Source organism: Rubellimicrobium rubrum (assembly GCF_006152115.1).
Classification (GTDB): Bacteria; Pseudomonadota; Alphaproteobacteria; order Rhodobacterales; family Rhodobacteraceae; genus Rubellimicrobium; species Rubellimicrobium rubrum.
In genome coordinates this window covers 16,690-42,929 of the sequence record NZ_VDFU01000024.1, presented here as the reverse complement: position 1 = coordinate 42,929, position 26,240 = coordinate 16,690, and the positions used below count along the sequence as shown (strand labels likewise).

The 26,240-nt window shown below is 66.3% G+C and carries 22 protein-coding genes and 2 pseudogenes; 8 read left to right on the top strand and 16 right to left on the bottom strand.

From position 1 onward, the window contains the following. Nucleotides 1-414 precede the first annotated feature (414 nt). Nucleotides 415-1,710 (bottom strand): ABC transporter substrate-binding protein, encoded by a 1,296-nt coding sequence (locus FHG66_RS16320; protein WP_139078122.1) that lies wholly within the window; start codon nt 1,708-1,710, stop codon nt 415-417. Between the two features lie 797 nt (nt 1,711-2,507). On the opposite strand from FHG66_RS16320, the gene FHG66_RS16315 reads away from it, so the two are divergent. The 4 genes from FHG66_RS16315 (at nt 2,508) to FHG66_RS16300 (ending at nt 6,830) form a co-directional block, all read left to right on the top strand. Beyond that, on the top strand, nt 2,508-2,711 hold the full coding sequence (locus FHG66_RS16315) for a hypothetical protein (RefSeq protein ID WP_139078121.1): 204 nt from the start codon (nt 2,508-2,510) through the stop codon (nt 2,709-2,711). A gap of 619 nt (nt 2,712-3,330) precedes the next feature. After that, nucleotides 3,331-3,726: a DUF6481 family protein gene (locus FHG66_RS16310; RefSeq protein WP_139078120.1), complete on the top strand. Its 396-nt coding sequence runs from the start codon at nt 3,331-3,333 to the stop codon at nt 3,724-3,726. A 547-nt stretch (nt 3,727-4,273) separates the two neighbouring features. Further along, nucleotides 4,274-5,047 (top strand): SDR family NAD(P)-dependent oxidoreductase, encoded by a 774-nt coding sequence (locus FHG66_RS16305; protein ID WP_139078119.1) that lies wholly within the window; start codon nt 4,274-4,276, stop codon nt 5,045-5,047. Nucleotides 5,048-5,210: 163 nt separating this feature from the next. After that, nucleotides 5,211-6,830 carry a GMC family oxidoreductase gene (locus FHG66_RS16300; protein WP_218013875.1) on the top strand — a complete coding sequence of 540 codons (1,620 nt, stop codon included), beginning with the start codon at nt 5,211-5,213 and terminating at the stop codon, nt 6,828-6,830. 24 nt (nt 6,831-6,854) lie between these two features. Here the strand turns inward: FHG66_RS16300 and FHG66_RS16295 are convergent, their stop codons facing one another. The 11 genes and pseudogenes from FHG66_RS16295 to FHG66_RS16250 form a co-directional block, all read right to left on the bottom strand. Then, nucleotides 6,855-7,388 (bottom strand): flavin reductase family protein, encoded by a 534-nt coding sequence (locus FHG66_RS16295; protein ID WP_139078118.1) that lies wholly within the window; start codon nt 7,386-7,388, stop codon nt 6,855-6,857. A gap of 59 nt (nt 7,389-7,447) precedes the next feature. After that, nucleotides 7,448-8,674: an acyl-CoA dehydrogenase family protein gene (locus FHG66_RS16290; RefSeq protein ID WP_139078117.1), complete on the bottom strand. Its 1,227-nt coding sequence runs from the start codon at nt 8,672-8,674 to the stop codon at nt 7,448-7,450. A 66-nt stretch (nt 8,675-8,740) separates the two neighbouring features. Further along, complete coding sequence (locus FHG66_RS16285; RefSeq protein ID WP_139078116.1) at nt 8,741-9,520, bottom strand: alpha/beta fold hydrolase; 780 nt, start codon at nt 9,518-9,520, stop codon at nt 8,741-8,743. A 22-nt stretch (nt 9,521-9,542) separates the two neighbouring features. After that, entirely contained in the window at nt 9,543-10,556 is a 1,014-nt protein-coding gene (locus FHG66_RS16280; RefSeq protein ID WP_139078115.1) for a zinc-dependent alcohol dehydrogenase, read from the bottom strand. A gap of 10 nt (nt 10,557-10,566) precedes the next feature. Continuing rightward, nucleotides 10,567-11,604: a branched-chain amino acid ABC transporter permease gene (locus tag FHG66_RS16275; RefSeq protein WP_139078114.1), complete on the bottom strand. Its 1,038-nt coding sequence runs from the start codon at nt 11,602-11,604 to the stop codon at nt 10,567-10,569. A gap of 4 nt (nt 11,605-11,608) precedes the next feature. Further along, nucleotides 11,609-12,466 (bottom strand): branched-chain amino acid ABC transporter permease, encoded by an 858-nt coding sequence (locus FHG66_RS16270; protein WP_139078113.1) that lies wholly within the window; start codon nt 12,464-12,466, stop codon nt 11,609-11,611. Then, entirely contained in the window at nt 12,453-12,707 is a 255-nt protein-coding gene (locus FHG66_RS22775; protein WP_342777495.1) for an ATP-binding cassette domain-containing protein, read from the bottom strand. Before FHG66_RS22775 ends, FHG66_RS16270 begins: the two co-directional genes overlap by 14 nt. A 70-nt stretch (nt 12,708-12,777) precedes the next feature. After that, nucleotides 12,778-13,179 (bottom strand): annotated as a pseudogene (locus tag FHG66_RS22770) (ATP-binding cassette domain-containing protein); the annotation flags it as partial. Next, on the bottom strand, nt 13,176-13,904 hold the full coding sequence (locus FHG66_RS16260; protein WP_139078112.1) for an ABC transporter ATP-binding protein: 729 nt from the start codon (nt 13,902-13,904) through the stop codon (nt 13,176-13,178). The gene FHG66_RS16260 and the pseudogene FHG66_RS22770, both read right to left, overlap by 4 nt. 14 nt (nt 13,905-13,918) lie before the next feature. Further along, nucleotides 13,919-15,214 (bottom strand): ABC transporter substrate-binding protein, encoded by a 1,296-nt coding sequence (locus FHG66_RS16255; protein WP_139078111.1) that lies wholly within the window; start codon nt 15,212-15,214, stop codon nt 13,919-13,921. A gap of 77 nt (nt 15,215-15,291) precedes the next feature. Further along, complete coding sequence (locus FHG66_RS16250; RefSeq protein WP_139078110.1) at nt 15,292-16,110, bottom strand: SDR family NAD(P)-dependent oxidoreductase; 819 nt, start codon at nt 16,108-16,110, stop codon at nt 15,292-15,294. A 396-nt stretch (nt 16,111-16,506) separates the two neighbouring features. Between FHG66_RS16250 and FHG66_RS16245 the strand changes: the two genes are divergently transcribed. Further along, nucleotides 16,507-18,120, top strand: coding sequence for a XylR N-terminal domain-containing protein (locus tag FHG66_RS16245; RefSeq protein WP_139078109.1), 1,614 nt, complete (start codon nt 16,507-16,509; stop codon nt 18,118-18,120). Nucleotides 18,121-18,582: 462 nt separating this feature from the next. Here FHG66_RS16245 and FHG66_RS21685 read toward each other — a convergent pair whose 3' ends face one another. After that, on the bottom strand, nt 18,583-19,767 hold the full coding sequence (locus FHG66_RS21685) for a calcium-binding protein (protein ID WP_176556290.1): 1,185 nt from the start codon (nt 19,765-19,767) through the stop codon (nt 18,583-18,585). Between the two features lie 392 nt (nt 19,768-20,159). Here FHG66_RS21685 and FHG66_RS21680 point away from each other — a divergent pair, with 392 nt between their 5' ends. Continuing rightward, nucleotides 20,160-20,324: a hypothetical protein gene (locus tag FHG66_RS21680; RefSeq protein ID WP_176556289.1), complete on the top strand. Its 165-nt coding sequence runs from the start codon at nt 20,160-20,162 to the stop codon at nt 20,322-20,324. Nucleotides 20,325-20,881: 557 nt separating this feature from the next. On the opposite strand, the gene FHG66_RS16230 is transcribed toward FHG66_RS21680, so the two are convergent. From FHG66_RS16230 to FHG66_RS16220, 3 genes are all read right to left on the bottom strand, one after another. After that, a complete protein-coding gene (locus tag FHG66_RS16230; protein WP_139078106.1) occupies nt 20,882-21,406 on the bottom strand; it encodes a hypothetical protein in 525 nt (174 codons plus the stop codon). Between the two features lie 237 nt (nt 21,407-21,643). After that, a complete protein-coding gene (locus tag FHG66_RS16225) occupies nt 21,644-22,618 on the bottom strand; it encodes an alpha/beta fold hydrolase (RefSeq protein WP_139078105.1) in 975 nt (324 codons plus the stop codon). Nucleotides 22,619-22,823: 205 nt separating this feature from the next. Continuing rightward, a complete protein-coding gene (locus FHG66_RS16220; RefSeq protein ID WP_139078104.1) occupies nt 22,824-23,603 on the bottom strand; it encodes an SDR family NAD(P)-dependent oxidoreductase in 780 nt (259 codons plus the stop codon). Nucleotides 23,604-23,774: 171 nt separating this feature from the next. Between FHG66_RS16220 and FHG66_RS22380 the strand changes: the two are divergent. Together FHG66_RS22380 and FHG66_RS16215 are read left to right on the top strand one after the other, a co-directional pair. Further along, a pseudogene (locus FHG66_RS22380) lies at nt 23,775-24,129 on the top strand (DDE-type integrase/transposase/recombinase); the annotation flags it as partial. A gap of 183 nt (nt 24,130-24,312) precedes the next feature. Next, the gene (locus tag FHG66_RS16215) at nt 24,313-25,806 is read left to right on the top strand and encodes a catalase (protein WP_139078103.1); all 1,494 of its coding nucleotides are present in this window, start codon (nt 24,313-24,315) and stop codon (nt 25,804-25,806) included. The last annotated feature ends 434 nt before the right edge of the window (nt 25,807-26,240 follow it).

The following is a 26,240-nucleotide window of genomic DNA, read 5'->3' as shown; positions in this document are numbered from 1 at the left end:
CACATTGCAGATTCGCTGGACAGTGATGAGGCTGTGGTGGAATCGGAGTTCCATCCTTGCGGACTGGGCGCCGAAGTGGGCCATCCGAGGCTTGGATGTGACCCACGACGCCACGGCCGAGCGTGACCTGCCGACACTCCAACGGGGTGCACAGCGATCCTCTCCCTCCGCCTGGGCGCCTTGAGCGCCACAGCCAGCAGGTTAAACTCGACCACATGGCCCCGGACCTAGTCGTCAGGGCCAATCACCTCATCCGTCTGATCGGGACTTGGTTCGTGGCCCTCGTGGAGGCCGGCGGTCCAATGCGTCGCGCCCAAAGGCCGAAGACACGACCGCTCCCGCTCCGATCGTCATGCCGCCAAATCAGCACTTGCTGAACGGCGCCATCCGGACATGACATGACCTGAGGCTGGCTTACTCGAGAACGTCCTCGATATCAGCTTCGACGTCCTCAAGCGCGGTGGCGGCTTCTTCCTCACCCGAGATCACGCTGTGGACTGCGGTGAAGAACACCGTCGAGACTTCGTTATAGTCCTGCTGTGTGGGCGCGGAGGGCCGTGGCACGGCGTTCTGGAACACCTCCAGCCACCGCTCGAAGTACGGGTTGGCTGCCAGCACCTCAGGGTCTTCATAGAGTGCCTGGAGCGTGGGAAGATTGCCTAGATTGATGGCCCGGAACTCCTGCGCCTCGGCCGAAGCGAGATAGACCGCAAGGTCGATCGCGATCTCCTGGTTGTCGCTGTAGCGGGACACCGCCATGTTCCAGCCTCCCAGCCCCCCGGCCGACTGTGCACCCTCGCCTTCACCCATGGGCAGCGGCGCGACGTCGAACTTGCCTGCCACCGCTGACTCTTCGCCTTGGCTCAGGGCATAGGCATAGGGCCAGTTGCGCATGAAAACGGCGTTGCCCGTTTGCCAGACGCCGCGTGCCTCCTCCTCCCCATAGGCCAACACACCCTCGGGCGAGATGGTGCCGACCCAGCCAGCTGCCATCTCCAGCGCCGCGACCGCCTGCGGGTTGTTGATCGAGATCGTGCCATCGGGCTCGATGATCTGGCCACCTCCATAGGACTTGATCCATTCCAGTGCGTTGACGGTCAGGCCTTCGTAGGCGTTGCCCTGCCAGACAAAGCCCCAAAGCTCTGAATTGCCCTCGGCGCGCTCGGCGTCCTGAATAGCCTGGGCGGTGGACGTTAGCTCGGCCCAGGTAGTCGGAACCTCGAAGCCGTGCTTCTCTAAAAGGTCGGTCCGATAATAAAGCGCCGGGGCGTCGGTCTGGACCGGCAGCGCCACAAGCTTGCCGTCCACCGTCTGCGACTCAATGATCGAGGGAAAATTCGCCTCGATCAGGCTAGCCTCGATCAGGCTAGCCTCGGTGGCCGCCTCGGTCAGGTCCACAAAGTGCTCGGCGAGTTGCGGCGCCCAGATCACGTCGGTCTGGAACAGATCGATGTCCGCGTTCCCGGCGGAAAGCCAGAGCCGGTACTGGCCGAAGTTGTCGGTAGTCGATGATGGCATCGGCACGAGCACCGCGTCGTGCCCGGTCCGTTCCTCCCACGGTGCAACGAGCGCATCGAAGCTGGTGACGATATTGCCGGTCGAACCAATTACGACCGTAATCTCGACAGCGCCCGCGGCTGACGCCACCACTGTCGATGCGGCGACCAGGACCGTCAGCTGCAGCGCGGCCGACTCCAATTTGTGGATCATCGATGTATCTCCCCCGGTTGCAAACGTTTCGCTGCCCTCGTCTCTCCACGTCCCGACCGCTCCGCCCGATGATCTCGAGGCCATGGTGCGTTCTGTCAGCTCGCATCCCGGGGGTTCGCGCTCCGCATAATTTCAGACCTACCCCGTGCTTCGGGTCCGTCAATATCCTGCCAGCATGTGAACGCTGCCGCATCGGTGACATCGACGGCCTGCTCAGAAAGAACTGCCCTGGTAAGTTCGAGGCGCGGCTGGACGGCCTCTGTCATGGCGTTCCTCTTGGAGTTCAGTCAGGCAACGTCGGACGCATGCCCGAAAGGATGAAGGTCATGGCGAAAGGGAACGGCTTTTGCAGATAGGTCCGAGAGAGCCGGTCTGACCGGTCGCACGTTGACATCGTCGAGTCTCGCTCGGCCCCTGTCTCCTCAAGATGTCGGGCTGTTGCCGGATCTCGCCAAGTAGCGGCACCTGTTTACCAGCTGACATTCTGTCCGTGGAGGTCAAAGCACGGAAACTGACAGAGCAATGCACATACGCCTTCCGCGGGACAGCAACGGGTGCTCCCGCTTACTGCTTGAAGCCTCGAACTGTGCATCTCGACAGCAGACTGACTGGGGCGACCATGGGTCAAGTTCGCACATGCCCTTACTAGGCCGACGATGCAGTCGGCCTCACTGAGCCCTTCGCGGTGCTCCGGCCCAAGGCCCTGCGGCGGCCGAAGGCCCGCCTTGTGATCACCTGTTCGTGAGTGCCATTGTGAGGTTGCGGGCCGGACGGCCCGGAGTGGCATGGAGGGTGCAATGGCGAACGGACAAACCGGTGGATCGAGGACGATCGGCTATATCGTCGGAGGAGTCATCCTTCTCCTGCTCCTCGCCTGGCTCTTGGGCTTTTTTGGTGGCGACGCGGAGGTCGACGAGGAGGCGGTCGTAACCGAGGAGGGCGTAGCAACAGGCGAGGCAGCCGAGGAGGCGGCGGAAGACGCGGAATACGCCGCCGACTGAGCCCGCTGCGGTAAAGACTCCGGCCGTTCAGCCTCTTGGGCCACGGCCGGACCCGAACCAACGTCGATCATGGGGAGTGAGGGGTAGGTCAGAGCGCGCGGGCGTTGACGTCAGCTTCGGCGGCTGCTAGATCGCTGAAAGGCCGGAGCTGGAAAGCCCGGGGCAGTGTCAGAGGAACTAGGCTTCAGCGGGGCAGGAGGGTCTGCCCAGGGTTGCCGGATCGTCAGGGGCAGCCCGTTTCGCTCCCTTGAGACCAGCCTCGAGATCATTCGCTTGGCGCCGTCAGCCTCGTGCGGAGCGTCTGACCCTGACAGCCGTTTAAGGCGATCCGTGCGGGTCGGCCTGCAAGGGATTGACATGCTGTGTTACCGTCGCTATCGGCCAGAGACCGATATTTGCTTGCCGAGCTTTGGTTGTTGCGCGATCAGCATCGCGCCCTGAGCAGACCTCCCTTTCAAACATCGCCATCATCTGTCCATGATGCTTGGCCTCATGGTTAAAGACGGCGCGTCTCGCAAGTGACCTGGACGGTTGCGGGAGGGTCACCGCCGTACGTGCCTCATAACGGGCCACAAAGGCCAGACCGTCAGGCCAACGACACTTTCAGCAGGACACATCCTTGAGAAACGCCAAAGACAACGATCTAGCCGACCGCCGCAGTGCCGCTGCCGATGCGAAGGCCGCTCTGCTCCAAACCTACCGTGCCACGAAAGACGCTGCGGAACCGACCCGCCTTGCACGGCAGGCCGAGCGACTGGCGGTAGCCACGGCCAGAGACAAACGCCGCGAGGAGCGGGATCGATTGAAGCTCGAGGAACTGGAGCGGCAGCAGGAGCAGGAGCGCATCCATGCTGAGGCTGTCCAGTATCAGGCAGCAGCCAATGTTGCAGCCAGGGCCCAAGCCGAAGCGCTCGAGAAGGCTGATAACCTGATCGCCCGGGTCATCAAGGATGAGGCGGCACGGAAGGCCGCACGCGACCAACGCTATGCCAATCGCAAGACAAGACAGCAGTAGCGGCCCTTCGCCCCGTGGCGGCTGCTCGAAGTCGTTCGGGTTCGTGGTGCGTGTTGAGGAACCGCCGGCCCCCAAGCCGGCGGCGTTTGTCGTTGACGTTCGAGCGCAAACCCACCGGCCTGACCACTGTCGCTCTGGCGAACTGGATCGCGTAGTCCGTGGTCGCGCGTAGAGGGTACTAGCGGCGTCCGGCACTGGCACGGGCTGAGACCGACCCGCAGCAGCAGGCCTGCCGGGGCCCAGACCTGCAAGGGTAGATGAGAGGATGACGATCAGGCGCAACTGCAGCCAGGACACCCGGTGGTGCTGTCAGGGCCCGACAGCCCGCTCCATCGATCGGGACCTAGCGTGCGGACCTCAGCGAGGCCATCGGCCAGATGCACCGCACCAGAGGGCCAGAGACATGGCTAAGCCCGCCGGTGTCGTCACCCATCAAATCGGGCCTTGCTGACACGGGGACCATCCAGACATGATCGCCGCAGCGGCCTTGGACTGCTGGCTGAAGTCGCGGGCGGGGGATAACTGCGTGGCAATCTCAGGGGACGGAATGGACGACCTGCCGAGCTTCGACCTGTCTGGCCAGGTGGCGCTGGTCACCGGCGCCGCCCGCGGCCTTGGCCGCTCCATCGCACTGGCGTTGGCCCATGCCGGAGCCGACATGGCGTTGGGTCTGAGAAGTCCCGAGGCGGACGGAGGCGTCGCCGCCGCGGTCGAGGCGATGGGGCGGCGCGCCCTGAGGCTCGACATGGATGTCACCGACCTGCCTGCCTCCCGGCAAGCCATCGACAGGACGGTCGCGACCATGGGGCGTCTCGACATCCTCGTGAATAACGCCGGGGGTGGCATCGGCGGCATGGCGCTCGATGTGACCGAGGCCGACTTTGGCGCCGTCATGGACCTGAATGTCCGATCCGCGTTCTTCCTGTCGCAGCATGCCGCCAAAGCAATGATCCGGGCGGGGCGGGGCGGCCGGATTGTCAACCTGTCGTCGCAGGCTGCGCTTGTGGCGCTTCCTGGCGAGGCGTCCTACTGCATCGCCAAGGCCGCCCTTTCGCACATGACGCGCTGCCTCGCGGTGGAGTGGGGACAGCATGGGATCACCGTGAACGCCGTTGCGCCGACGTTCATCGAAACACCTGGCACTGCGGCCGCCCTTTCGGACCCCGCCTTCCGTGCCGATACGCTGGAGCGAATTGCTGCGCTGCACCGGATCGGCCAGCCCCGGGACGTGTCAGGCGCTGTCGTGTTCCTGGCGTCCCCTGCCGCCTCGCTGGTGACCGGACACACGCTCGTGGTGGACGGAGGGTGGACCGCCCGGTAGTGCCTGCTTCCCTCATGACGAGATGGGCGGGCTCGGAAGCGTTACTCCTTGATCGGTGTTCACCGGCGCCTCACCTGGTGCTAACCGTGGTAGACGGGTCAGCAGCTCTCGCAGGTCTAGCACGTCTGCAACATCAGAGCCGCTGCGCGTACGGATTGAAGACATGCATGGATCCCTTGCCGAAAGTCTGGGCGACTTCGATATCGTCATCGTCGGCGCGGGCTCTGCCGGCTGCGTGCTCGCCAACCGCCTGAGCGCCGATCCGCGCTGCCGTGTCCTCCTGCTCGAGGCCGGGGGGAGCGATAACCGTTTCTGGGTGCATGTGCCCGTGGGCTATCTCTACAACATGGGCAACGCTGCGGTGGACTGGTGCTTTCGGACCATCGACCAAGCCGGCTTGAACGGCCGGGGCCTGAACTACCCGCGCGGCAAGGTCCTGGGCGGATGCTCCTCGATCAACGGCATGATCTATATGCGCGGGCAGGCGGCCGATTATGACACCTGGCGCCAGATGGGGAATGTGGGCTGGGGTTGGGACGACGTTCTTCCCTATTTCAGGAAGTCAGAGGATCACTATGGGCCTTCTGACGATGTCCACGGGACCGGCGGTGAACTGAAGGTCGAGAAACAGCGGCTTCACTGGCCTATCCTCGACACCATCGCGCGGGCGGCCCAGGAACTGGGGATTCCTGCCACCGACGATTTCAACGGCGGCGACAACGAAGGGGTTGGCTATTTTCCGGTCAACCAGCGCGGAGGCGTTCGCTGGAACGCGCGAAAGGCCTTTCTGAAGCCTGTGGCGCGCCGGGAGAACCTCCGGATCGAGTCGCACGCCCATGTGGAGCGGCTTGAGATCCGCGAAGGTCGTGTCGTCGGCGTGCGCTTCCGTCAGAAGGGGCGGGTCTGGTCCGCGCTCGCGCGGGGCGAAGTGGTGCTGGCCGCTGGCGCCATCGGTTCGCCGGGCCTTCTCGAACGGTCGGGGATCGGCCATCCCGAGGTGCTCCGCGCCGCTGGGATCGAGGTACGCCACGCCGTGCCCGAGGTCGGTCGCAACCTGGCCGACCACCTCCAGATCCGCACGGTATTTGCCATCCAGGGCGCGCGCACCCTGAACGAGCGGGCGTCGTCATGGATCGGGCGCGCGACGATAGCGGCAGAATACGCGCTCCGGCAGTCCGGACCCATGGCCATGGCACCCAGCCAGCTCGGGATCTTCACTCGGACCGGCCCGGAATTCGAGACACCCAACATCGAGTACCATGTCCAGCCGCTCTCGCTGCCGGCCTTTGGACAGCCGCTGGATCCTTTCCCGGCGGTCACCGTGTCGGTGTGCAACCTCAGGCCGGACAGCCGGGGCAGCGTCCATGTCGTCTCGCCCGATCCCGATGCGCCTCCGAGGATCGATCCGGATTACCTGTCCACCGAGTCCGACCGCAGGGTGGCCGTGCAGAGCATCCGGCACGCACGACGCCTCATGGCGACCGAGACGATGCGCGCCCATGACCCCCGGGAACTGAAGCCCGGGGCTTGGATCACCTCGGACGAGGAGTTGATGGGGGCGGTTGGGGACATCGCGACCACCATCTTCCATCCGGTCTCGACCGCCCGCATGGGGATCGACCCGGGGGCGGTCGTCGGACCCGACTTGCGGGTGCGTGGCGTGGACGGCTTGCGGATCGCCGACGCCTCGATCATGCCAACGATCCCATCGGGCAACACCCATGCGCCCGTCACGATGATCGCCGAAAAGGCGGCCGACATGATCCTGTCGACGGCCCGGTGAAGGCGACGTCCGCCCCTGTGCGACCTAGATCGCGACTTCCAGGACAGGGCGGACCCCGTGCCACTGCCGGTTCAGGTAGACCATCGACAGTTCCTCGTCCCGCGCCTCGGTTTCGGAAACCTCGCCGTCGAGCAGCTCGGCCACGATGAGGGTCGCCCCGGTGACCTGCAGCTCGTGCAGGGTACGGGCGCGGAACCAGATGCCGACGTCGGTGTAGCGTGGCTCGCCGGTGGGCAGCCGGGCCCAGGCCATTCCGGACCCGAACCGGTCGACGCCGCTGGTCGCGCAAAGTTGCGCCAGCGGCATGTCCTTGTGCCGCAGGAGGTGGATGACCATCGTCTTGGCCCGAAGGATCGCCCCGGCGGTCGAGGACTGCGCCGAGAGCGAGAAGGCCACGGTCGGTGGCGCCGCGCTCACCGAGATGAGCGAGCTCACGGTCAGGGCGACAGGCTTGTCCCCTGAGTCGGCGGCGATGACGGCGACGCCGGCCGGATGGTTCCGGAACGCCGCGCGGAAGGCCTTCGAAAGCCCAGGGTCGGAGGGGGTGTCGGCGATCATCGGGCAGGGGCCTCGTTCGAAGGTTGGCGGGGCGGCGAAACTGGCCGCCCCTGCCGGAGTCATTTCTTCTCGATCAGGTCATAGAACTGCCAGACCCGATCGCTCCAGATCCCGCCGATCTCGCGGCCTGCGTTCATCACGACGCTCGGCGCGATGGTGAAGTGGTTCGCCGCCACCAGCATCTCTCGGTAGATGCGCTGGATGGGGCCGCGACGGAGGCCGGCGCCGCCCGCTGCCCGGTAGGCGAACTCGCAGGCGTCCACGCCCGCCTCGTGAACCTCGGACTTGGCGAGGTGGGCAAGGCTGATCTGCCGGGTGCTGACCTTGGTGCCGCTCTCGACCGTCGCCTCGATGTCGCGCCAGACCTCGAAGAGGAAGGCGCGGGCCGCCCGGACGCGCGCCTCGGCGCGGCCGAAGTCATACCAGAACTTCTCGCTTTCGCCGATCATCCCGGCCCGGCCCGTCTTGCTGCGGGCAAAGTTGGCGATCTCGTCCATCATGCGCCGTGACGCGCCGATGGCCCAGCCCGAGTGCCCGATCGCGGCAAGGCCCACCACACCCAGGCTGAAGAACTCTTCCTGCCGGAGCGGCGGGGCGGTCAGGATCGGGAACACCATGTCGTCCGCGATGAAGACGTCCTCGGCGGCATAGTCGATGCTCCCGGTCGCCTTGAGGCCCAGCACGTCCCAGTTGCCCAGCACCTTGTGTTCGGAGATCGGCGCGTGGGCGCAGAGCACGATGACGTTGCCGTTCTCGTCCTTGGCAGGCTTGCCCGTGCCGTCGTCCAGAAGCGCGGCGCTGTGCGAGTAGGTGGCGTGGGTAAAGCCCGAGCCGTAACTCCACTTGCCGTTCAGGACGTAGCCGCCCTCGACCTTCTTGAGCATGCCCGTCGGCGCGCCCTGGCCCGAGAAGCGGTTGTCGGTGCCGGGTGCAAAGAGCCGCTCCACCGCGCTGTCAGGCAGGAAGGCCGCCGACATCGCGCCGATGCAGGCATGCACCATCGACACCCAGCCGGCCGAGCCGCTGTGGTAGGTGATGGCCTCGATCAGCTCCAGGCCCTTGGTGGGCGAAAGCTGGGTGCCGCCTAGGGACTCGGGGGCAAAGATGTGTGACATGCGAAGGGACTTCAGCGCTTCGAACGTCTCGGCGTTGAGTTCGCCCAACTCGTCGTTCGCGTCGGCGTTGGCCTCCAGAATCGGTCCGATGGCCTCGATCCGGGCAAGAAGCTCCGCGTGGTCGGTCGAGGTGCCCCAGTAGCCGGAGTCATGCTTGAGTGGTGCGTTCATGTCGTGTCCTCCTCGGTTGCTTAACGCCGCAGCCTCGTGATTCGAGCCGGGCCTGTTCGGGATGCGTCAGCCGGCGAGGAAATCGCCGATGGCGGAAACGCAGGATGGTTGTTCCTGCATGGCGAAGTGACCTGCGCCCGGAACCATGAGGATGCGGGCCCGGGCGATGCGGTCGGCCCAGATCCGGGCCTGGCCGGGGGGCAGCATGCGGTCCTTGTCGCCCCAGACGATCAGGGTCTCGTTGGGGATGCGGGACAGCCAGCGGCCTAGGTTCGGATGCCCCATGCCGTGGACCTTGAGAATGTTGCCGAGGGCGGCACCCTCGCGCTCCCGGTCCACGCCGAACTGCTCGGGCGGGGGGGCTTCGGCTCCGCCGGGGAAGTAGCGGAGCGCGACGGCCGGGTCGTGGGCGAGGTAGCCGGGCAGGTCCTGCGGGGCGATGGCGCCCAGGTCCGCCCCCGGATGGTCCGGGTGGTTGAGCCCGGCCGGCGCGTTCAGCACCAGTTTGCCGAAGCGTTCGCCCGCCACCACGGCGATCTCGGCCGCCATCCAGCCGCCCATCGAATGGCCCATGAGGTGCGGGTGGTCGAGGCCCAGCGCCTCCACGAGGCGCAGGTTGTGAACGACCAGATCCTGCATGCCCGTGATGTGCGGCGCCGGGCCGCTTTCGCCGAAGCCGGGATGGAAGGGCAGGTAGACCCGGAACCGGTCGGCCAGCCCCTCGGCCCAGCGCGTGCCCTCGAGCGTGGCCGCCCCGTGGAGCGCGATCACGGGCGCGCCCTGGCCTATGGCCTTGACGACCGTGTCGGTTCCATCGACGTCCAGGCGAAGGGTTTCGAAGTCCATGCAGTCCTCCCTGTGGGCCGGATCAGGCCGCGTCGGCCTGGATCAGCACCTTGCATTGCGATGTGCGGTGACGGAGCGCCTCGAAGGTGTCGGGCACTCGGCCAAATCCGATCCGGTCGGTGATGAGCGCCTGCGGCCGGAACCGCCCCGGGCCGAGCGCGTCGATGGCCGTGGCGAACTCGGGCATGTTGAAGAAGGCGGACATGGTGATCCGGACCTCCTTGGACAGGGCGGCGAACGGGTCCCAGGTGTCCCCGCCGACGCAGAGCCCCACGCCGACCACGGTCCCATGCACGCGGACCAGGCGGATGGCCTGGTCGATCAGCCCGCGCTTGCCCACGCATTCGAATACGATGTCGGGCATGCCCCCGGCTTGAGCGGCGAAATCCTCGGCTAGCCCGGGCCCGGAGATGGCAAAGCCGGTGGCGCCCATGGCCGCGGCCCGGCCCGCCTGATGACGGTTCAGGTCGGCCAGGATGACCGCACCCGCGCCCAGCCGCCGGGCCCAGAACGCGACCGTAAGCCCGATGGGACCCGCGCCCAGGATCAGAACCCGGTCCCCCGGCGACATGTCGGCCCGGTTCACCGCATGAAGGCCCACGGCCACCGGTTCGGCCAGCGCGCCCTCGGCCGTAGGCAGGTCGTCGGGGAGCTTGCGACATTGGCGGGCGGCGACGACCGCGAACTCGGCGTAGCCTCCGCCGATCAGGCGCATCCGGGGGCACCACGCCGGATCGCCCCGGCGGCAGGACTCGCAGGTGCCGCACCCCCACATGGGGGCCACGGCCACCCGGTCGCCTAGAACGAGCGACGTGACCTCGGTCCCGGCCGCGACGACCTCGCCCGCGAACTCGTGGCCCAGGACGGTGCCCTGGCCGATGCCGAAGGCGGTCGGGTCCTCGGTCATGTGGAGGTCCGAGCCGCAGATCCCGCAGGCGGCCACGCGCAGGACCACCTCATCAGGGCCGGGCTCGGGCTCGCGCATGTCGCCCACCCGCAGCGGCTGGCCTACGGCGTCGAAGATGGCGGCTTTCATGGCGCGCACCTCATCCCTTGCTGTCCAGAAGCGTCCGCCGGGTCGGGAACCAGGGCGCGTCGACCACCTTGCACAGGAGCCCCCAAAGCCCGCCGCGCGCGAAGAGCGCCATGAACAGCGTGAGAAGCCCCAGCACCACGAGGTAGATCGCGCCGTAGTCCCCGAACCAGCGGTCGGCGAAGAAGTAGATCAGGGCCCCGATCAGAACGCCTTCGATGCTGCCGATCCCGCCCACCATCACGATGAAGATCGCGATGTTGGCCCAGTTCGGGTCAAAGGCGGACGGGGGCGTGATCCGCAGTTGCGCCATGAAGTAGACCGCACCGGCGAGGCCGGTCCCGATGGCCGCCGCCACGAAGATCATGAAGCGCAGGCGGCTGACGTTCACCCCCTGCGAGGCCGCCGCGACCGGGTTGTCCCGCAGCGCCGTAAGCGCGAGCCCGTAGCGCGAGCGCAGCAGCCAGTAGCTCCCCCCCACCGTCACCAGCAGCATGAGCGCGCACAGGAGCGTGACGCCGATGGCCCGCTGATCTGCGGAGTAGGTGCTCATGACCCGCAGGCTCATGCCTGCGCCGGCGTTGACGTAAGCGAAGTTGGAGGTGGCCAGGCGCATGACCTCGGCCACGACCCAGGTGCCGATGGCGAAGTAGGGGCCGTCCAGCCGGTGCAGGAGCGCGTAGATCGGCACGGCCAGGACCGCCGGTGCCAGGAGGCAGAGCACGACAGCCAGGAACGGGTTGATGCCCCAGGTCTGCGCCAGGACGAACATGAAATAGGCCGCAACGCCCATGAAGGCCTGCTGCCCCACCGAGACGAGCCCGGCGTACCCCGCGAGCAGGTTCCACATCTGTGCGATGGCAATGTAGCAGCACAACTCGACGATCTGGCGGATCAGGCCCTGGCTGGCCCACCACGGCATCGTCACGAGGGCCAAAAGGAGGAGGATGCTGACGACCAGCGCGACGGCGCCGGAGCGGGTCTGGCGGCGGACGCGGACGGCGGGCGGGGCGGGGCTGTCGGTGATCGGATGGGCCAGTGTATCGGTCATCGGCTCACTCCCTGCCCAGGATGCCCTGGGGGCGGATGGCCAACACGGCCAGGAACACGAGATGGCCGGCAAGGATGCCAAAGCCCGGGTCGATGCGGAACCCGATCGATTGGCTGATGCCCAGGACCATCGCGCCCAGGAACGCCCCCCAGATCGAACCCATCCCGCCGATGATCACGGCCTCGAAGGCGTAGATGAGCTGGAACGGCCCATCGGCAGGGGCGACGGTGGCGCGAAGGCTCTGGAACACGGCGGCGAAGCCCAGGATGCCCACCGCGATCGCAGTGGCGCCGGCATAGATGGCGCGTGGGTTGATCCCGGTGAGTGCCGCCGCCTCCACATCCGCCGAGGAGGCGCGCAGGGCGCGGCCGAAGCGGGTGTGGCGCAGCAGACTGTCCAGCCCGCCGGTCAGGACAGTCGCCGTGACTAGCACGATGACGGGTAGCACCCCCACGAAGATCGGGCCGAGCTGGAAGGACGCCTGCTCGATCCCGCCGCCGGGCAGCGACCGGGTGTCCGCCTTCCAAATCTGCAGCATCAGGTTCTGCAGCGCGACCGAAAGGCCGAAGGTCGCGATCAGGGAAGGCAGCGGGTCCGCCCCCACCACGCGATTGAGGATACCCCGCTGGAGCAGCCATCCGAGCGCCGCCCCGAGCGGGACGACGACCAGCAGCACCGAGATGGGCCCGAGCGCGAAAGACCCGGCCAACGAGATGCCGACCAGCGCAAGAAGGACCATGAGGTCGCCATGGGTGATGTTCACGATCCGCATGACGCCGAACATCAGCGCCATGCCGAGGGCGTACTGGGCGTAAAGCCCGCCCAGGAGGACACCTTGGATCAGTCCATCAAGCCACTGCATGGGAGGTTCCGAAATAGGCTTCGCCGATGGCCTCGCGCGTGACCTGCGAGGATCGGCCCGACAGCGTGACCCGGCCCTCGAGCAGGCAGTAGAGCCGGTCCGAGGCGGATTGGGCCAAGCCCACATCCTGCTCCACCAGCACGATCGCGGTTCCGGCCGCGGAGATGGAGGGCAGCGCCGCGTAGATCTCCTTCACCACCTTGGGCGCGAGGCCGAGGCTGATCTCGTCGCACAGGAGCACGCGCGGCTGGCAGAGCAGCGCGCCCGATGGCCACCATCTGCTGCTGCCCGCCCGACAGGCTCTGAACCTGAATGCGGCGCTTTTCCTGGAGGATCGGAAAGAGATCGAAGACGCGTTGGATCGTCCAGCCGCCGCCCTGCGCAGGTCCGGCATGGTCCATGGCGACGCGCAGGTTATCCTCCACGGACATTCCCGAGAAGAGTCGGCGACCCTCGGGCACGATAGCGACGCCGGCCTCCACCATGCGGTGGGGGTCGGACCCACCGACCGCCCGACCGTCGAGCCGCACCATGTCGCGCCCGACCCGGTTCAGCCCCATGATCGACCTGAGCAGGGTGGACTTCCCCGCGCCATTGGCGCCGATCAGCGCCACGACCTCGCCCGCCGCGACCGAAACGTCGATGCCATAAAGTGCTTGGAAGTCGCCGTAGCGGGCCACGAGCCCATGCGTGGAAAGAAGCGCGTCGCTCATGCCTCGATGCCCATGTAGACCCGCTTCACGTCCGGGTCGTTGATGACGTCCTGCGGAAATCCTTCGGCGATCTTCTCGCCGAAGTTCAGAACCATTATGCGGTCCGCGACCGCGAGCAGGGCGTGCAGGACGTGCTCGATCCAGACGATGGTCACGCCGCGGTCGCGGATGCGCCGGATCAGAGCCACGAGCGCCTGCCCCTCCTCGTTGGTCAATCCGCCCGCGATCTCGTCGAGCAGCAGGAGCTTGGGGTCTGATGCCAAGGCGCGCGCAAGCTCCAGCCGCTTGCGGTCAAGCAGCGTGAGCGAGCCCGCCGTGACATTGGCCTTGTCGGACAGATCGCAGTCCCGCAGCACGGCCGCGCAGAGCGCGTAGCTGTCCCTCTCGCTCCGGCCGCCGCCGAAGGTCGCCGCCACGAGCAGGTTCTCGAAGGTGCTCATGCCGCCATAGGGTCGGGGGATCTGGTAGGTCCGGCCGATCCCCATCTGGCAGCGGCGGTAGGGCCGTTCCCCCCGCAGGGCCCGGCCCGCGAAGGTCAGGTTTCCCTGGTCGTTGCGCAGGTCGCCGCTGATCAGGTTGAACAGCGTCGTCTTTCCGGCGCCGTTCGGCCCGAGGATGCCCAGGACCTCGCCTGGGCGGACCTTGAAGCTCACCTCGTGAAGGACGCGGAGCGCCCCGAAGGACTTGCTCAGTCCCCGCGCCTGAAGAAGCAGAGGCTGGTCCATCGGGGCCGCCGTCCTCAGTTCGCCCAGGGCAGCAGCTTCATTGGCTGCTCCGGCTCGAAGAGCTTGTTCACCGTGTTGTCCACGATCTTGAGGTCGTAGGGCCACTTCTCTCCCTTGACCCACTGGCCGCCGAAGATCGGCGTGGTCGACACGTTCGGGTGCGGCCCGGTCGCGAAGTTCACGTTGCCGATCAGGGTGTCGAGGTTGGTGGCCTTGAGCGAGTCGCGGTTCGCCGTCCGGTCCAGCGGATCCGCCGAACGCTTGAGCACGTCGAGCGCAACCTCCATGATGGCGTGGCTGTAGCCCAAGGGCTGCGTCCACTGGCGGCCGGTGTCAGCCTCCCATTCGTCTGCGATCTCGCGGCTGACCTGCCCGGTGAGCGACGACTTGAACGGGAAGGCAGGGGTCCACCAGACCTCGGAGGACATGCCGTCGCCCAGGTCGCCCAAGGCCTCGATGCCAGATGGGAACAAAAGCGCGGCGGCGACCGTCATGGCCTTGGGGCGGTAGCCCTGTTGGGCGCATTGGTTCACGAAGGTCTTGAAGTCGTCCACATAGGTGATGCCGCCGACGATGTCGCAGTTCGCCTCCTTGAAAGCCGAGATCTGCGCCGAGTAGTCGTTGGTGCGCGGCTGGAAGTAGCCCGGCACCACGACCTCGTAGCCGGCGGCCTGCGTGGGGACGGGAAGGCCGTATTCGTTGTTGCCCCAGGTTTCCCCGTCGGCGTTCTGCGGGAAGAGCATCCCGACCTTCTTGTTGGTCTCGATCGAGTTCCAGAGGCCGACGAAGGTGTTGAGAGCCTCGTCGAGGCCCCAGAAGAAGTGATAGGTCCAGTGGAACGGGGCCTCGCCGCCGCCGCGCGGGAAAATGACGGCCTGCCAGGGCGCGCCCGTGGATACGCAGGGGCATTCGTAAAGCTCGGCCTGATCCGCCGCGGGGCTGATCGTGTCGGTGGTCGAGGCCGGGACGAGCAGGTGCACCTCGTCGTTGAGGATGAGGTCGCCCGCCACCTCGGCCGTGCGGTTCGGGTCGGACTGTCCGTCGCGGACCAGGATCTCCACGTCGTAGGTGCCGGCCGCGGTCTGCAGCCCGCTGGCCAGCAGCGCCTGCACCTTCTCTACCGCGTAGCCATCCGTCTCGCCAAACAGCGCGAGCGGGCCGGTCGCGGGGGTGATGAAGCCGATCTTGACGGTGCCGAGCGACTGCGCCCGCGCGATCATCGGCGTCGCGAGCGCCGCCGTTCCGGCTCCGATCCCCTTGAGGACGGTCCGTCGCGACGGAGCCCGGAGGCTCTTGGGCAGATAGGTCATGGTTTCCTCCCGTTATGTCTTGCAGTCCTGACCGCCTGCGCGTGCCCCTGGTGTTCCAGGTGGCCCGCGGGCGTCCCTTACGTCATCCGAAGCAGCGATCCCCCGTCGATCACGATCTGCGAGCCGGTCACATAGGACGAGGCGGGCGCGGCGAGGTAGAGCGCCAGCCCCTTGATGTCCTCGGGGTCGCCGATGCGCCCGATCAGCGACTGGGACTCAAAGGCCTTGCGGTCGGCAGGGTTTTTCAGCCGCCCGCCCGCGATGTTGGTCATGAAAGGGCCCGGGCAGATGGCATTCACGAGGATGCCGAAGGCGCCCAGTTCCATCGCCATGTGCCGCACCAGATGGTCCACCCCAGCCTTGGCCGGCATGTAGGGCGTGCCCACGATGCTTTCGTTGATGCGGGCCGCGATGGAGGAGGTCACGATGATCCGGCCGCCCCCCGTCTGCTTCATGTGGCGTGCGGCGTGTTTGATCGTGGTATAAACTGAGGACAGATTGACCGTGATGACCTTGTCCCAATGGTCGTCGTCGAGGTTTTCGATGGCGCCTTCGGGGTTGCGCTCGCCCTCCGGCGTCATGAACCCTGGCCCGGCGTCGATCCCCGCATTGGCGAAGACCACGTCGATGCGGCCGTGCTTCTCAGCCACGGCATCGAAGGCTTCGGCCATGCGCGGCCGATCGGCCACGTTCACGACTTGGCCCCAGACGTCGCGGTTGCCCGCCGTCATCTCGGCCACGACCTGGTCGAGGCTCCCGGCATCGATGTCGAAGATGCAGACCCGTGCGCCGTTGTCTGCCATGACCTCGGCATAGGCTCGGCCGATGCCGCTGGCGCCGCCGGTGACGATCACCGATTTGCCCCGCACATCGAACATCTGGTCCAAAGTCGCCATGGGTCCTCCCCCTTGCCGGGCCGCGCGTTCGGCGGAAAAGGACTTCCCGGTCAGGAACCTGACGGTCCTGATGGCAGCCCCAAGCCGCGCTTGGCTCCGATGCGTCTTTTGTGCTCGGCCCTCCTCCCTGGGGAATGCCGGCTGGACATAGTAAGCAGTGACACGGTCCGACCTGTCAAACGAGGTCGTATCTTTGCCTCACATCGAGCGGCGGCTGCTCGGTAAGTCTGCGATCTTCAAAGAATAAGGCATTAGACTTGTCCTGGACATCGTTGCCTTGGGCACCCATCGGTTGATCATTTGGAAAGATCGGCTTTCATGATATGATGAATTCGACGGGCGAGGGGCACTTGCAGAGCGACTGACAGGTGCACTGCCTCACGAAGGGTAGCTCACATGAAAACACCGGCCGAATCAGCGGCCATGCTCGACCGGGGGGGGCGGCCAACGGTCCGGAACCTCCTCGACCTGCTGGTCTTCGACCCGATGAAAGGCACGCTCCGGCTCGATGGCGAGCGGCTGGTCATGCAGCGCGCTGTCATGGTCCTCGATCTGCGGCGAGAACTCCTGCGGCTTCTTGGTCCGGCTGAGGCGCGCGTCTTTCTGATCCGCCAAGGCTTCCTGAGCGGGCAGTCCGACGCGCGTTTCGTTCGTGAGGCTTGGCCCGGGCTTAACATCGGCGACGCATTCACCGCAGGCACGCGGCTGCACATGTTCAGCGGCACCGTGCGGGTCGAAACGGTGCACAATGATTTCGACTTGCGGCGCAAGCGCTTCTCGGGCGAATTCCTTTGGCACAACAGCCTCGAAGCCAACGTCCTTGGCAAGGGGCAGATTGCGGCCGGGCCGGTCTGCTGGACCCAGATCGGGTATGCCTCGGGTTACGCCAGCGAGTTCTTCAAGACTCTTATCGTTTACAAGGAAACGGCCTGCGCCGCCGCCGGTCACAAGGCGTGCAGGGTCATCGGCAAGCCCGCCGAGGCGTGGGGTGCGAACGATCCGGAAGTCACCCTCTTCCGTGAGCGCATCGTGCGGCCGAGCGAAGAGATAGTTCCACAACTTACGCTCCCAATCCGCGCGGCTGAACCGCCGTCGAACGATTTGGACCGTATTCTGCTCGCACCGGTGCAGGAGCGGCTTGGTCGCGTCGCAGCATCAGGCCTGCCCACCTTGATCCTGGGCGCGCCGGGGACGGGTCGGTGGCGGGCCGCCTGCCGCTTGCACCGCCTGCGAGGAGGGTCCGGGGAGCCCCGACGCATCGCCGCGGCCGCGATCACGCCTGAGGTCCTGCGCGAGCTCTCCAATGCGAGCCGGGAGGCAGAGCGGCGGGGCGCATCAGCCGAGACCCTGGTCGTCGATGACATCGAGGACGTGCCGCGCGCACTGCAGGCCAGGTTGGCAGCAGTCCTGGAGGAGGAGGGCGCGGCCGGCGCGCCGCACCTCGTGGCGCTCTCCTCGTGGCCGGCGAGCCGCCTCGCCCGAGACCCGGCGTTTCGACGCGAGCTTTGGCTGGCCCTGTCGGCGGCGCCGATCGAGCTACTCGCCCTTGCCAACCGGCCCGGGGACCGTCTCGCGCTCGCAGAGGCGCTCCTGACGGGGTTGTCTCGGCGGCTTGGCCAGACGGGTGCCAGCTTCGACCAGGAGGCGGCACGGCTCGTGGGCGAAGCGACATGGCCCGGAAACCTGCCGGAAATGCGGGCTGTGCTGGCCGCCGTTCTCGCGGCGCGGGATCCTTCCGGGCCAATTCGGGCCTGCGAGATCGCGGCCCAACTGACAAGGCTGTCCGACCCGCCACCGCCCCAGGACGGCTTCCCCTCCTGGCTTGGGGCTGCCCTGGACTCGGGCGGGCTCTCGATGGAGGCGCTCGAGCGGGACATCTATGCCGCAGCGACGGCGCGGACGTCTGGGAATCTGTCGGCGGCAGCGCGGCTCCTTGGACTTTCGCGTGCCCAGCTCGCCTATCGTCTCCATTCGAAGACCGGAACGACGCCGCCGGACGGCAGGGCTTGAGTCCGAGCAGCCCGATGTGGATGCTGGGCAGGGACCGCCCGAGGCGGCCGGCCCGTGCCCCGGAACGAGGCAGCCAGCCGTGGCCGGCCGGATGAAGATCAGCGGACGAGGTTTGCCTGAAAGCCTTACCTCGGCGGACGTCCTGTTTGCTGCCGCGCTGGCCGCTGCTGACCCTACGACACCGTCCTGCCGCTTCGGCGAGTATTGGTGGGCGTGGGCAGGGCTTCGGCACGGACGGAGCAGGGTGCGCAGCCTACAGACATGCGCTGCTGTTCACTCGTCCGTCTTCAACCGTTTCAACTCGGATCGAAGCCTCTCCATCCGTCCGTCTTCAGGAGGACCCGAACCGCCGCTCTTGCCGAGTGGCGGGCGGTTTGTGCCGGCTGACGTCCGGTGCACCGGCCCAGGCTGAAACGAACTCGCATTCGTCCGGCAGCACCGGCCCGACGGGTCGGAGCCAGCTTAATACCAGCCCAGATCGTCGGCGAGTTGGCCCAAGCTGGTCACATCCTCGACGATGAAGGTGTTTCCGTTTCCGAAGTCGAAGACCGCATCCCCGCCCTTGAGGTCACAGAAGTTCAGGATGCCGGCAACCGTGCGGGCGCCACCGCCCCAAAGGGCGTCATCGAACTTCAGCGTGTCGAGGTTGTTCTGGAAGTCCTTCACGACGTCATGGTCTTTGGTGAAGTGGAACGTGTCGCCGCCGAGGCCTCCACGGAGGTCGTCGTCGCCACGTCCGCCAAAGAGCCTGTCGGCACCGGCTCCGCCCGACAGATCATCGGCGCCAAGACCGCCATCGAGGATGTCGTCCCCAGCCCGGCCAGCGAGCGCATTTCCAGCGGCATTCCCGACGAGGCGATTGGCCAACCCGTTGCCCGTGCCGTTCAGGCTGGACGTGCCGGTCAGCGCGAGGTTCTCCACGTTCAGTTGGAGAGCGAGGCTGATCGACGATCTTACCAGATCGATGCCGCCACCGGAGGCCTCGGCGACGATGTCCCCGATCGAACCAACGATGTAGGTGTCGCCGCCCGAGCCCCCGGCCATGCGGTCGTTGTTGGCGCCCCCATTGAGGAGGTCGTTGCCAGCCCCACCAAGAAGGGCATCGTTGCCGATGCCACCATCAAGGCTGTCATCGCCAGTTCCGCCGGAAAGGTCGTCGTTGCCCACGTCACCATCAAGAGCGTCATCGTCGTCCCCGCCGTCGAGATGATCGTCGCCGCTGCCGCCGTCGAGGAGGTCGTCGCCATCCTCACCATAGACCTTATCGGCCCCACCACCGGCATCGACCTCGTCACGGCCGCGGCCGGCGCGGATCTCGTCCGCGTCTCGCGTGCCCTCGATCAGGTCGTCGAGCGACTCCAGTCCCGTCTCGATGAACGCTTCAAGATCGCTTTCGACGCTGTCGAGCCAGTCGCTCAGGCGGTCCGCATCCGCGCTGGAAAGGCCGTCGGATACGATGTCGACCCAGTCCTCGAGATGCTCCATGACGTTGTCGAGCCACGATTCCAGCTGCTCCTCGTTGGCATCGATCCAGTCGTCGAGGCCCTGGGAAACCCCGTCAAGCGAGGTTGGCATGGAGGCTTCCAGAAACGTCTTGAGCTCCACTCCCAAGGCCGCAGTGTCGATGCCTCCTACAATCAGTGCCATGGAGCAATCTCCTTTGAATCTATCCAGCTGCCGTCTCTGTTAGGCACATACAGGACCGAGATTGTGGTGCGACTGCGGCCCGAGTGAGAGGAAGACAGGGAGAAACGAAGGGTCTTAGCTGATCAGGGCGATGTCGCCTCCGGCACGGCCCCGGCCGACCCGGACGCATCTCTTGGGCAACGACGCAGCCGTGATCCTGCACCAGGCGGGAGTCCGGCACCGCGGCTGGAGGGCTGGATCGCAACGATCGGACCCTGCCTCCTCGGTGGCACCGCCGCGCCCCAGCAGTTGCCGCACACGGGCTGGTGATGGCCCCGCACGGGCCCGCCTTGTTTCGGCCACATTCAGGGGTCATTCGCCTTGCCAACTGGGACCCGAAGGAGAAGCCTGTCATGGTCACGATCGCCATCAGCCCCTACCGTCAAGCTCAGGGAGAGCTCGTCTCGATCCACGGCCACCAAGCCGTTATCCGCGTGGGCGCGCGAGTCCTGACGGGCACGCTGATCACCGACCTCTCGAAGCGCTCGGTCGCGCTGGCTCTGGACCAGGTGGCCTAAACCCGGAGGGTGCCGGCGCTCTGGCCGCTCGGCCAGTGATCCCTTGGACAAGCTGTTCCAGTAGGGGGCCGCTGGGAGTGCTCCGAAGCCGGAGCGGGGCGGCTCGCCCGGGCGCTGCCGAAGGAACCTGGCTGGAGCGGTGCAGGGTGTTTACTGTCCGGCTGACCTCGCGCAGATCGCTCAGGTGCTTCCCCGCCAGCCCTGAGATGATCCGGCTCACGGTGATGCCTCGGGTTCAGTTGCTGCGCCCTTTGCGGAACGTGACTGACCTGCTGCACAAACTCGGCACCGGGGCGAGCCTTGAGACGGGCGGTTCCAGGGGCGGGGGTGCGGATCGATCCCTGTAGTCGAGATTTTGCGTAAACGGATGAGCCAGCCGCGCTCGTCCCGCTGCCCCTGACAGCTCGATGAGGTGTTCGTTGAGATCCCCGGAGGCCATCACACCTTCTGGCGAGCGTTGGCGTAAACGAAAGAGGGCCGCGTCCCCGGAGGTGGCGACGCGGCCCTCACGTCATTGAGGCCACGCGCTATAGGCGCGGGCCTTTAAGGTCGGCGTGTCAGCCGCCCGAGCTTTCGGCGCCTTGGGCCTGGGTCATGGCGTCCATTACCAGCGTGGCGTCGTTGCCGGCGCAAGCGGTCGTAAGCGCCTGCATCATCGGGTCCGCTGCGCCGCCGGTCGCAGCACCCGCGTCGGCAGTCTCGGTGGTCGCAGCGCCGCCGGCCGCAGCCGCATCACCGGTTGCACCCGCGTCGGCGGTTTCGGTAGTCGTAGCACCGCCCGTCGCAGCCGCATCACCGGTTGCACCCGCGTCGGCAGTCTCGGTGGCCGCAGCGCCGCCGGTCGCAGCCGCGTCACCGGTCGCACCCGTCTCAGCCGCCGTCGTCTGGGTGTCGGTCACTCCAGCCGTGCCGCCTGCCATGGCCGTTTGGAGGCTTTGAAACGCCCCTTGCTGGCCTGCGGTGTCCATCGCCATGAAGTCGGCGCAAGTCATGGTGGCGGGATCCATACCCGACGCGTCCTGAGCGACCGCTGGCAACGCCAGAGCGAATGTGGCCGCGACGGTTCCAATCATCAGTCTCATGAACAACCTCCCTTTGAGCCGCCTTGCTCGGCGACAGTAAGGAGGAGTTAGCTAGCCTGCGGCGAAGTCGAGCGAGCCGTAGCAAAAGCCGCCGACCCGGTCCCGGATCAGCGGCTTTCCCCTCGGACGAGGCTGAGCCGCCAGGCTAGGTCTCTAGGCCGAAGACGCCCGGCTCAAGCGCCTGATCGCGCTCATCAACCTGCTGCCGATGTCACGTGACCTGCATAGCGGCCTCACTCAGAGGCCCGCGCGGTTGCGGGCGCGATCAATGGCCGCGATCACGGCCTCAGGGGCGGCATGATGGGGCATGTGGCCCACGCCGGGAAGGAGGACCAGGTTTGCTCCGGGCGCCAAGCGGGACAAGGGGAGGGAGTGGATCTTGGGAGGCACGATGGTGTCGGCCTCACCATGGACGATTTCCAGCGGCACAGGGAAGGCGGCATAGAGGCGCGACTGCTCCACGATGTGGGCGCGCAGCGAGTTCACCTGTCGAGCGTTCTCCCGAAATGAAGCGCGCCGGATTGCCAAGCCGGTTCCCAAGTGCTCCGCGTAGCCGTCTGGCACCGGGTTGGGAGCGAAGGTGGCCTCCACGGCCCTGTCCACGAGCGGCGCCGGCGCGAAAGCAGCCACGAGGGGTGGAACAACAGTGCTCCCCACCCACGGAACGTTGGCCCGGTAAAGCCAGCCCAGCCGCCCCGGCCAGGGCATGGCCGCGCCCGACACGTCCACGACGGCGGCGGTGCCTTCCGGATCTCCCAAGGCCCAGGCAAGGGCAACCGCTCCCCCGAAAGAGTGACCGAGCACGATCGGCCGATCGATCCCGAGCTCACGGGCCGCGGCGCGCAGGAGCTCGGCCTGTTCCATCGGGCTCTCGCCGATGGTGTCGAAGCGGCCGCTCCGCGGTGCCGGATCCGTGTAGCCCAGTCCTGGCCGGTCAAAGGCGGTGACACGGTAGCGGTCAGCGAGACGGTCCATGAACCGGAAGGTCATGTCCCGCAGGTTGCCGGATGCCCCATGGATCAGGACAAGGTCCGGACCCGTCCCGCGCATCACCGCATGCACCTGGCGGCCTTGCACCCCCACCAACAGGCCTTCCGGCGGCCAAGCTTTCAAAGCCTCGACCTCCTGCCGGTCGGCGCGCCAGTCCGTCAGCCAGGCGCCACAGAGGACCACTACCAAGCCAACGGCGAAAGTCCTGAGCAAGGCAGTCATTCGGCTCCGTTCACCTCTCGGGCGCGAGCAGCGCCATCTAGTGCTGCACCGCGGGTCTGCTAGGACGCAATGCAGTGGCAGGCCACTGTCGGAGAGATGGAGCCCAAGCCGGGCAGGGACCAGCAAAGACGCAAGGCATCCCCAGCGCGGAAGGATCGTTGACAACGCCACGCCACGGAGCTTGCTGCCGGGCATTCGAGAGGCCCTATGGCATGAGCTGGCCTCCGTTCACTTCGATCGTCTGCCCGATCACGTAGCCAGAGAGCGACTCGGACGCGAGGAATAAGTAGGCGCCCACGCAGTCCTCTGCCTCACCGAGCCTGCCCTGCGGAACGGTCGCCAGCATCGCATCAAGCTGCGCCTGCGTGGAATACCGCTCGTGGAATGGCGTGGTGATGACGCCGGGCGCTACAGCGTTGACCCGAATGCCATAGCGGATGAACTCCTTGGCCATGCCGCGGGTCACGTTCGAGACGAAGGCCTTGGACGAGCCATACAGCCCAGCGCCACCACCGGCGCCGTTTCGTGCAGCAATCGAGCTGGTGTTGATGATGAACCCGCCACGCTCTTTCATGTGCGGCAGCACGGCCTTGGAAGCCACCAGCACGGACCGGGCGTTGAGGTCCATGATCGCGTCGTAGTCCTCATCCGTCGCGTCTTCGTACGGAATGCGCTTGACCATGCCGCCAGCGTTGTTGATCAGCCCGTCGATCCGACCAAACCGGCTCGCAATCTCCTCGACGGCGCTCCGCACCGCATCGGACCGCGAAACATCGGCCCGTACCAGCGCTACGCTGCCGCCGCTTTCCTCGATCCGGGCCGCCAGCGCCTTGGCCGCGTCAGCGCTAGAGTTGTAATGCAGCCCGACTTTCGAGCCCTGCGCCGCGAAGGCCATGGCGAGGGCTGCGCCGATGCCCGTGGAAGCACCGGTGATGAGCACGACCTTGTCGGTGAGCTCGGGAATCCTGATGGTGGACTGCTGCATGATCGTTCTTTCTCCTCGAAGCGCAGCCGGTTCATCCTGTGTCCGGCGCTTCCTGACGCAGTTAGGCTTGTCGCGCTCGCCTTGCCATGTCCGGACAGCCGGAACTCTTGAATGGGCGCTGTCAGGGGAACCCCGGTCGAAGCGGGCGCGGGAGCGAGTGAGCGTCGGGCGATGATCAAGCGCAGCCCGTTCCGGTGTTCCACGACGTCACCTGAGGTAATCCGCCTCGCGGTGACGCCCTGCGTGCTGTTTTCCTTGTCCGTCAGCAACGTGGAGGTCCTCCGCCACGAGCGCGGGAGCGAAGGCAGCCACGAGACGGTCCGGTTCAGGTGGCTTCGGTTCGGACCAGTCTTCGCAGCCGAAATCCGAAAAAGGGTGGGCCATATGAGATCCTCGCGCTGGCGCTGGCACCTCGGCGAGGTGTTCGTGAAGTTCAACGGGGTCCAGCACAGCCTCTCGCGCCGTGGACCACAAGGGCGACGTGCCCGAGGCTTATGCGACAAAGCGAAGGGACAAGACGGCAGCCTGAAGTTTCTCAAAGAGCTGGACGTCATCAGAGCCTCTCGGACGCTCTCTTTCAACGCGCTGTCCTCGTTTGGATCGAAGGTCCGAGCTACCGGCCGGCCCTTGAGGGCGGCCGAGTCGCCGCTAACCTCCTAGCCCAACCTGTCCGCCGCGCGTCGGCGCCCACTGCGAAAGGAGCCTCCCCATGGCTGAGGACAAGAAGGTTGGGCTGACCACCCGCCAGGGCCACCCGGTCTATGACAACCAGAACACGCGCAGCATCGGATCGCGCGGGCCCTTGGTTCTTGAGGACTACCACTTCCTGGAAAAGATCACCCATTTCGACCGCGAGCGCATCCCCGAGCGGGTGGTCCACGCGCGCGGGGCCGCGGCGCACGGGATCTTCGTGCCCACGGGCAAGCTCGGCGACGAACCCATCGAGAAGTACTCGCGGGCCAAGGTATTTCGCGCAGGGACGGAGACCCCGATCTTTCTGCGCTTCTCAACCGTGATCCATGGCGGGCACTCACCCGAGACGCTGCGCGACCCGCGCGGCTTCGCCATCAAGTTCTACACCGAGACAGGCAACTGGGACCTTGTGGGGAACAACCTCAAGGTATTCTTCATCCGGGACCCGCTGAAGTTCCCGGACATGGTCCATGCCTTCAAGCCGGACCCGATTCATAACCGCCAAATGAACAACCGCTTCTTCGACTTCGTATCGATGAGCCCCGAGGCCACCCACATGGTGACCCACCTGTTCTCGCCTTGGGGCATTCCGGCCACTTACCGCGAGATGCAGGGCTCGGGCGTGAACACCTACAAGCTGGTGAATGGCGAAGGCAAAACCGTCCTTTGCAAGTTCCACTTCCAGCCGCGCCAAGGCATTCGGAACCTTCTGCAGAGCGAGGCCGAGGCGATCCAGGCCAAGGACTTCAACCACGCAACGGGCGACCTCTACGACACCATCGCGCGCGGCGACTTCCCCGAGTGGGACATGTTCATCCAGATCATGGAGGATCACGAGCACCCCGAACTCGACTGGGATCCGCTGGACGTGACCAAGCTCTGGCCTGAGGACCAGTTCCCGATGCGGCACGTCGGGCATATCCAGCTCAACCGGAACCCGGCTGATTACCACAACGAGGTGGAACAGGTGGCGTTCGGGACAGGCGTGCTGGTGGACGGGATCGACTTCTCGGAGGACAAGCTCCTCCAGGGCCGAACCTTTGCCTATTCCGACACCCAGCGTTATCGCGTGGGGCCGAACTACCTCCAGTTGCCGATCAACGCGCCCAAGTGCCCCTACGCCACCAACCAGCGCGGCGGGCAGATGAGCTATCATGTGGACGGAGCGGAGCAGGGTGCAAACCCGCACGTGAACTATGAGCCGTCGAACTTTGATGGCCTCCGCGAGCAGGAGCGGGTCGGGCCGGGGCCGCGCACCTTCTGGCAGGGCGAAGTTGGCCGGCAGCAGATCGAGCGCACCAACGACTTCGCCCAGGCGGGCGAGCGCTACCGGACCTTCTCGGACGGGGAGCGCGAGGAGTTGATCTCGAACCTCGTGGGGGCGCTCAGCGAGTGCGTGCCCGCCATCCAGGAGCGAATGATCCGGCACTTCACGTTGGCCGATCCAGATTACGGACGCCGCGTGGCCGAGGGGCTGGGCCGGTCGGCAAGCAGCCAAGCGGCCGAGTAGCCTAGGCAAGACGCTGAATGGCGGCCTCAGAGGCATTCCTCGTGGGGCCGTCCATCCGCTGATCTTTGACCGAAGCGGCGGACGCCTCTGATATGCTCCGTGTCTGCAGCAGGGCGATCCGAATACGACGAGGCGGGGCGTTGTCCCCTGGGTGCTGTCAGGGCGATTTGGCTTGAGCCGGGCGGGGGGGCCGCTGCGCTGCTCGGCATGAGCGAGCCTAGCCCATCTTGCCACTGCCGGACCAGCCCCAGCAGTTCCGCCACGAATAGACGGCTTAAATTTGGATGCCCCTCGTGAGACGTACGGGCGTGCCGAGGCATGGTGCGTTTCACTCACCCTTACACTTCTGCGACGCGCTGGCGGGGCGGATCATTGCAAACGCGCCGCTTGCCGATCGGCTTCCATCGCCGCTACCCCTGCTCCTGTGAGGGCCA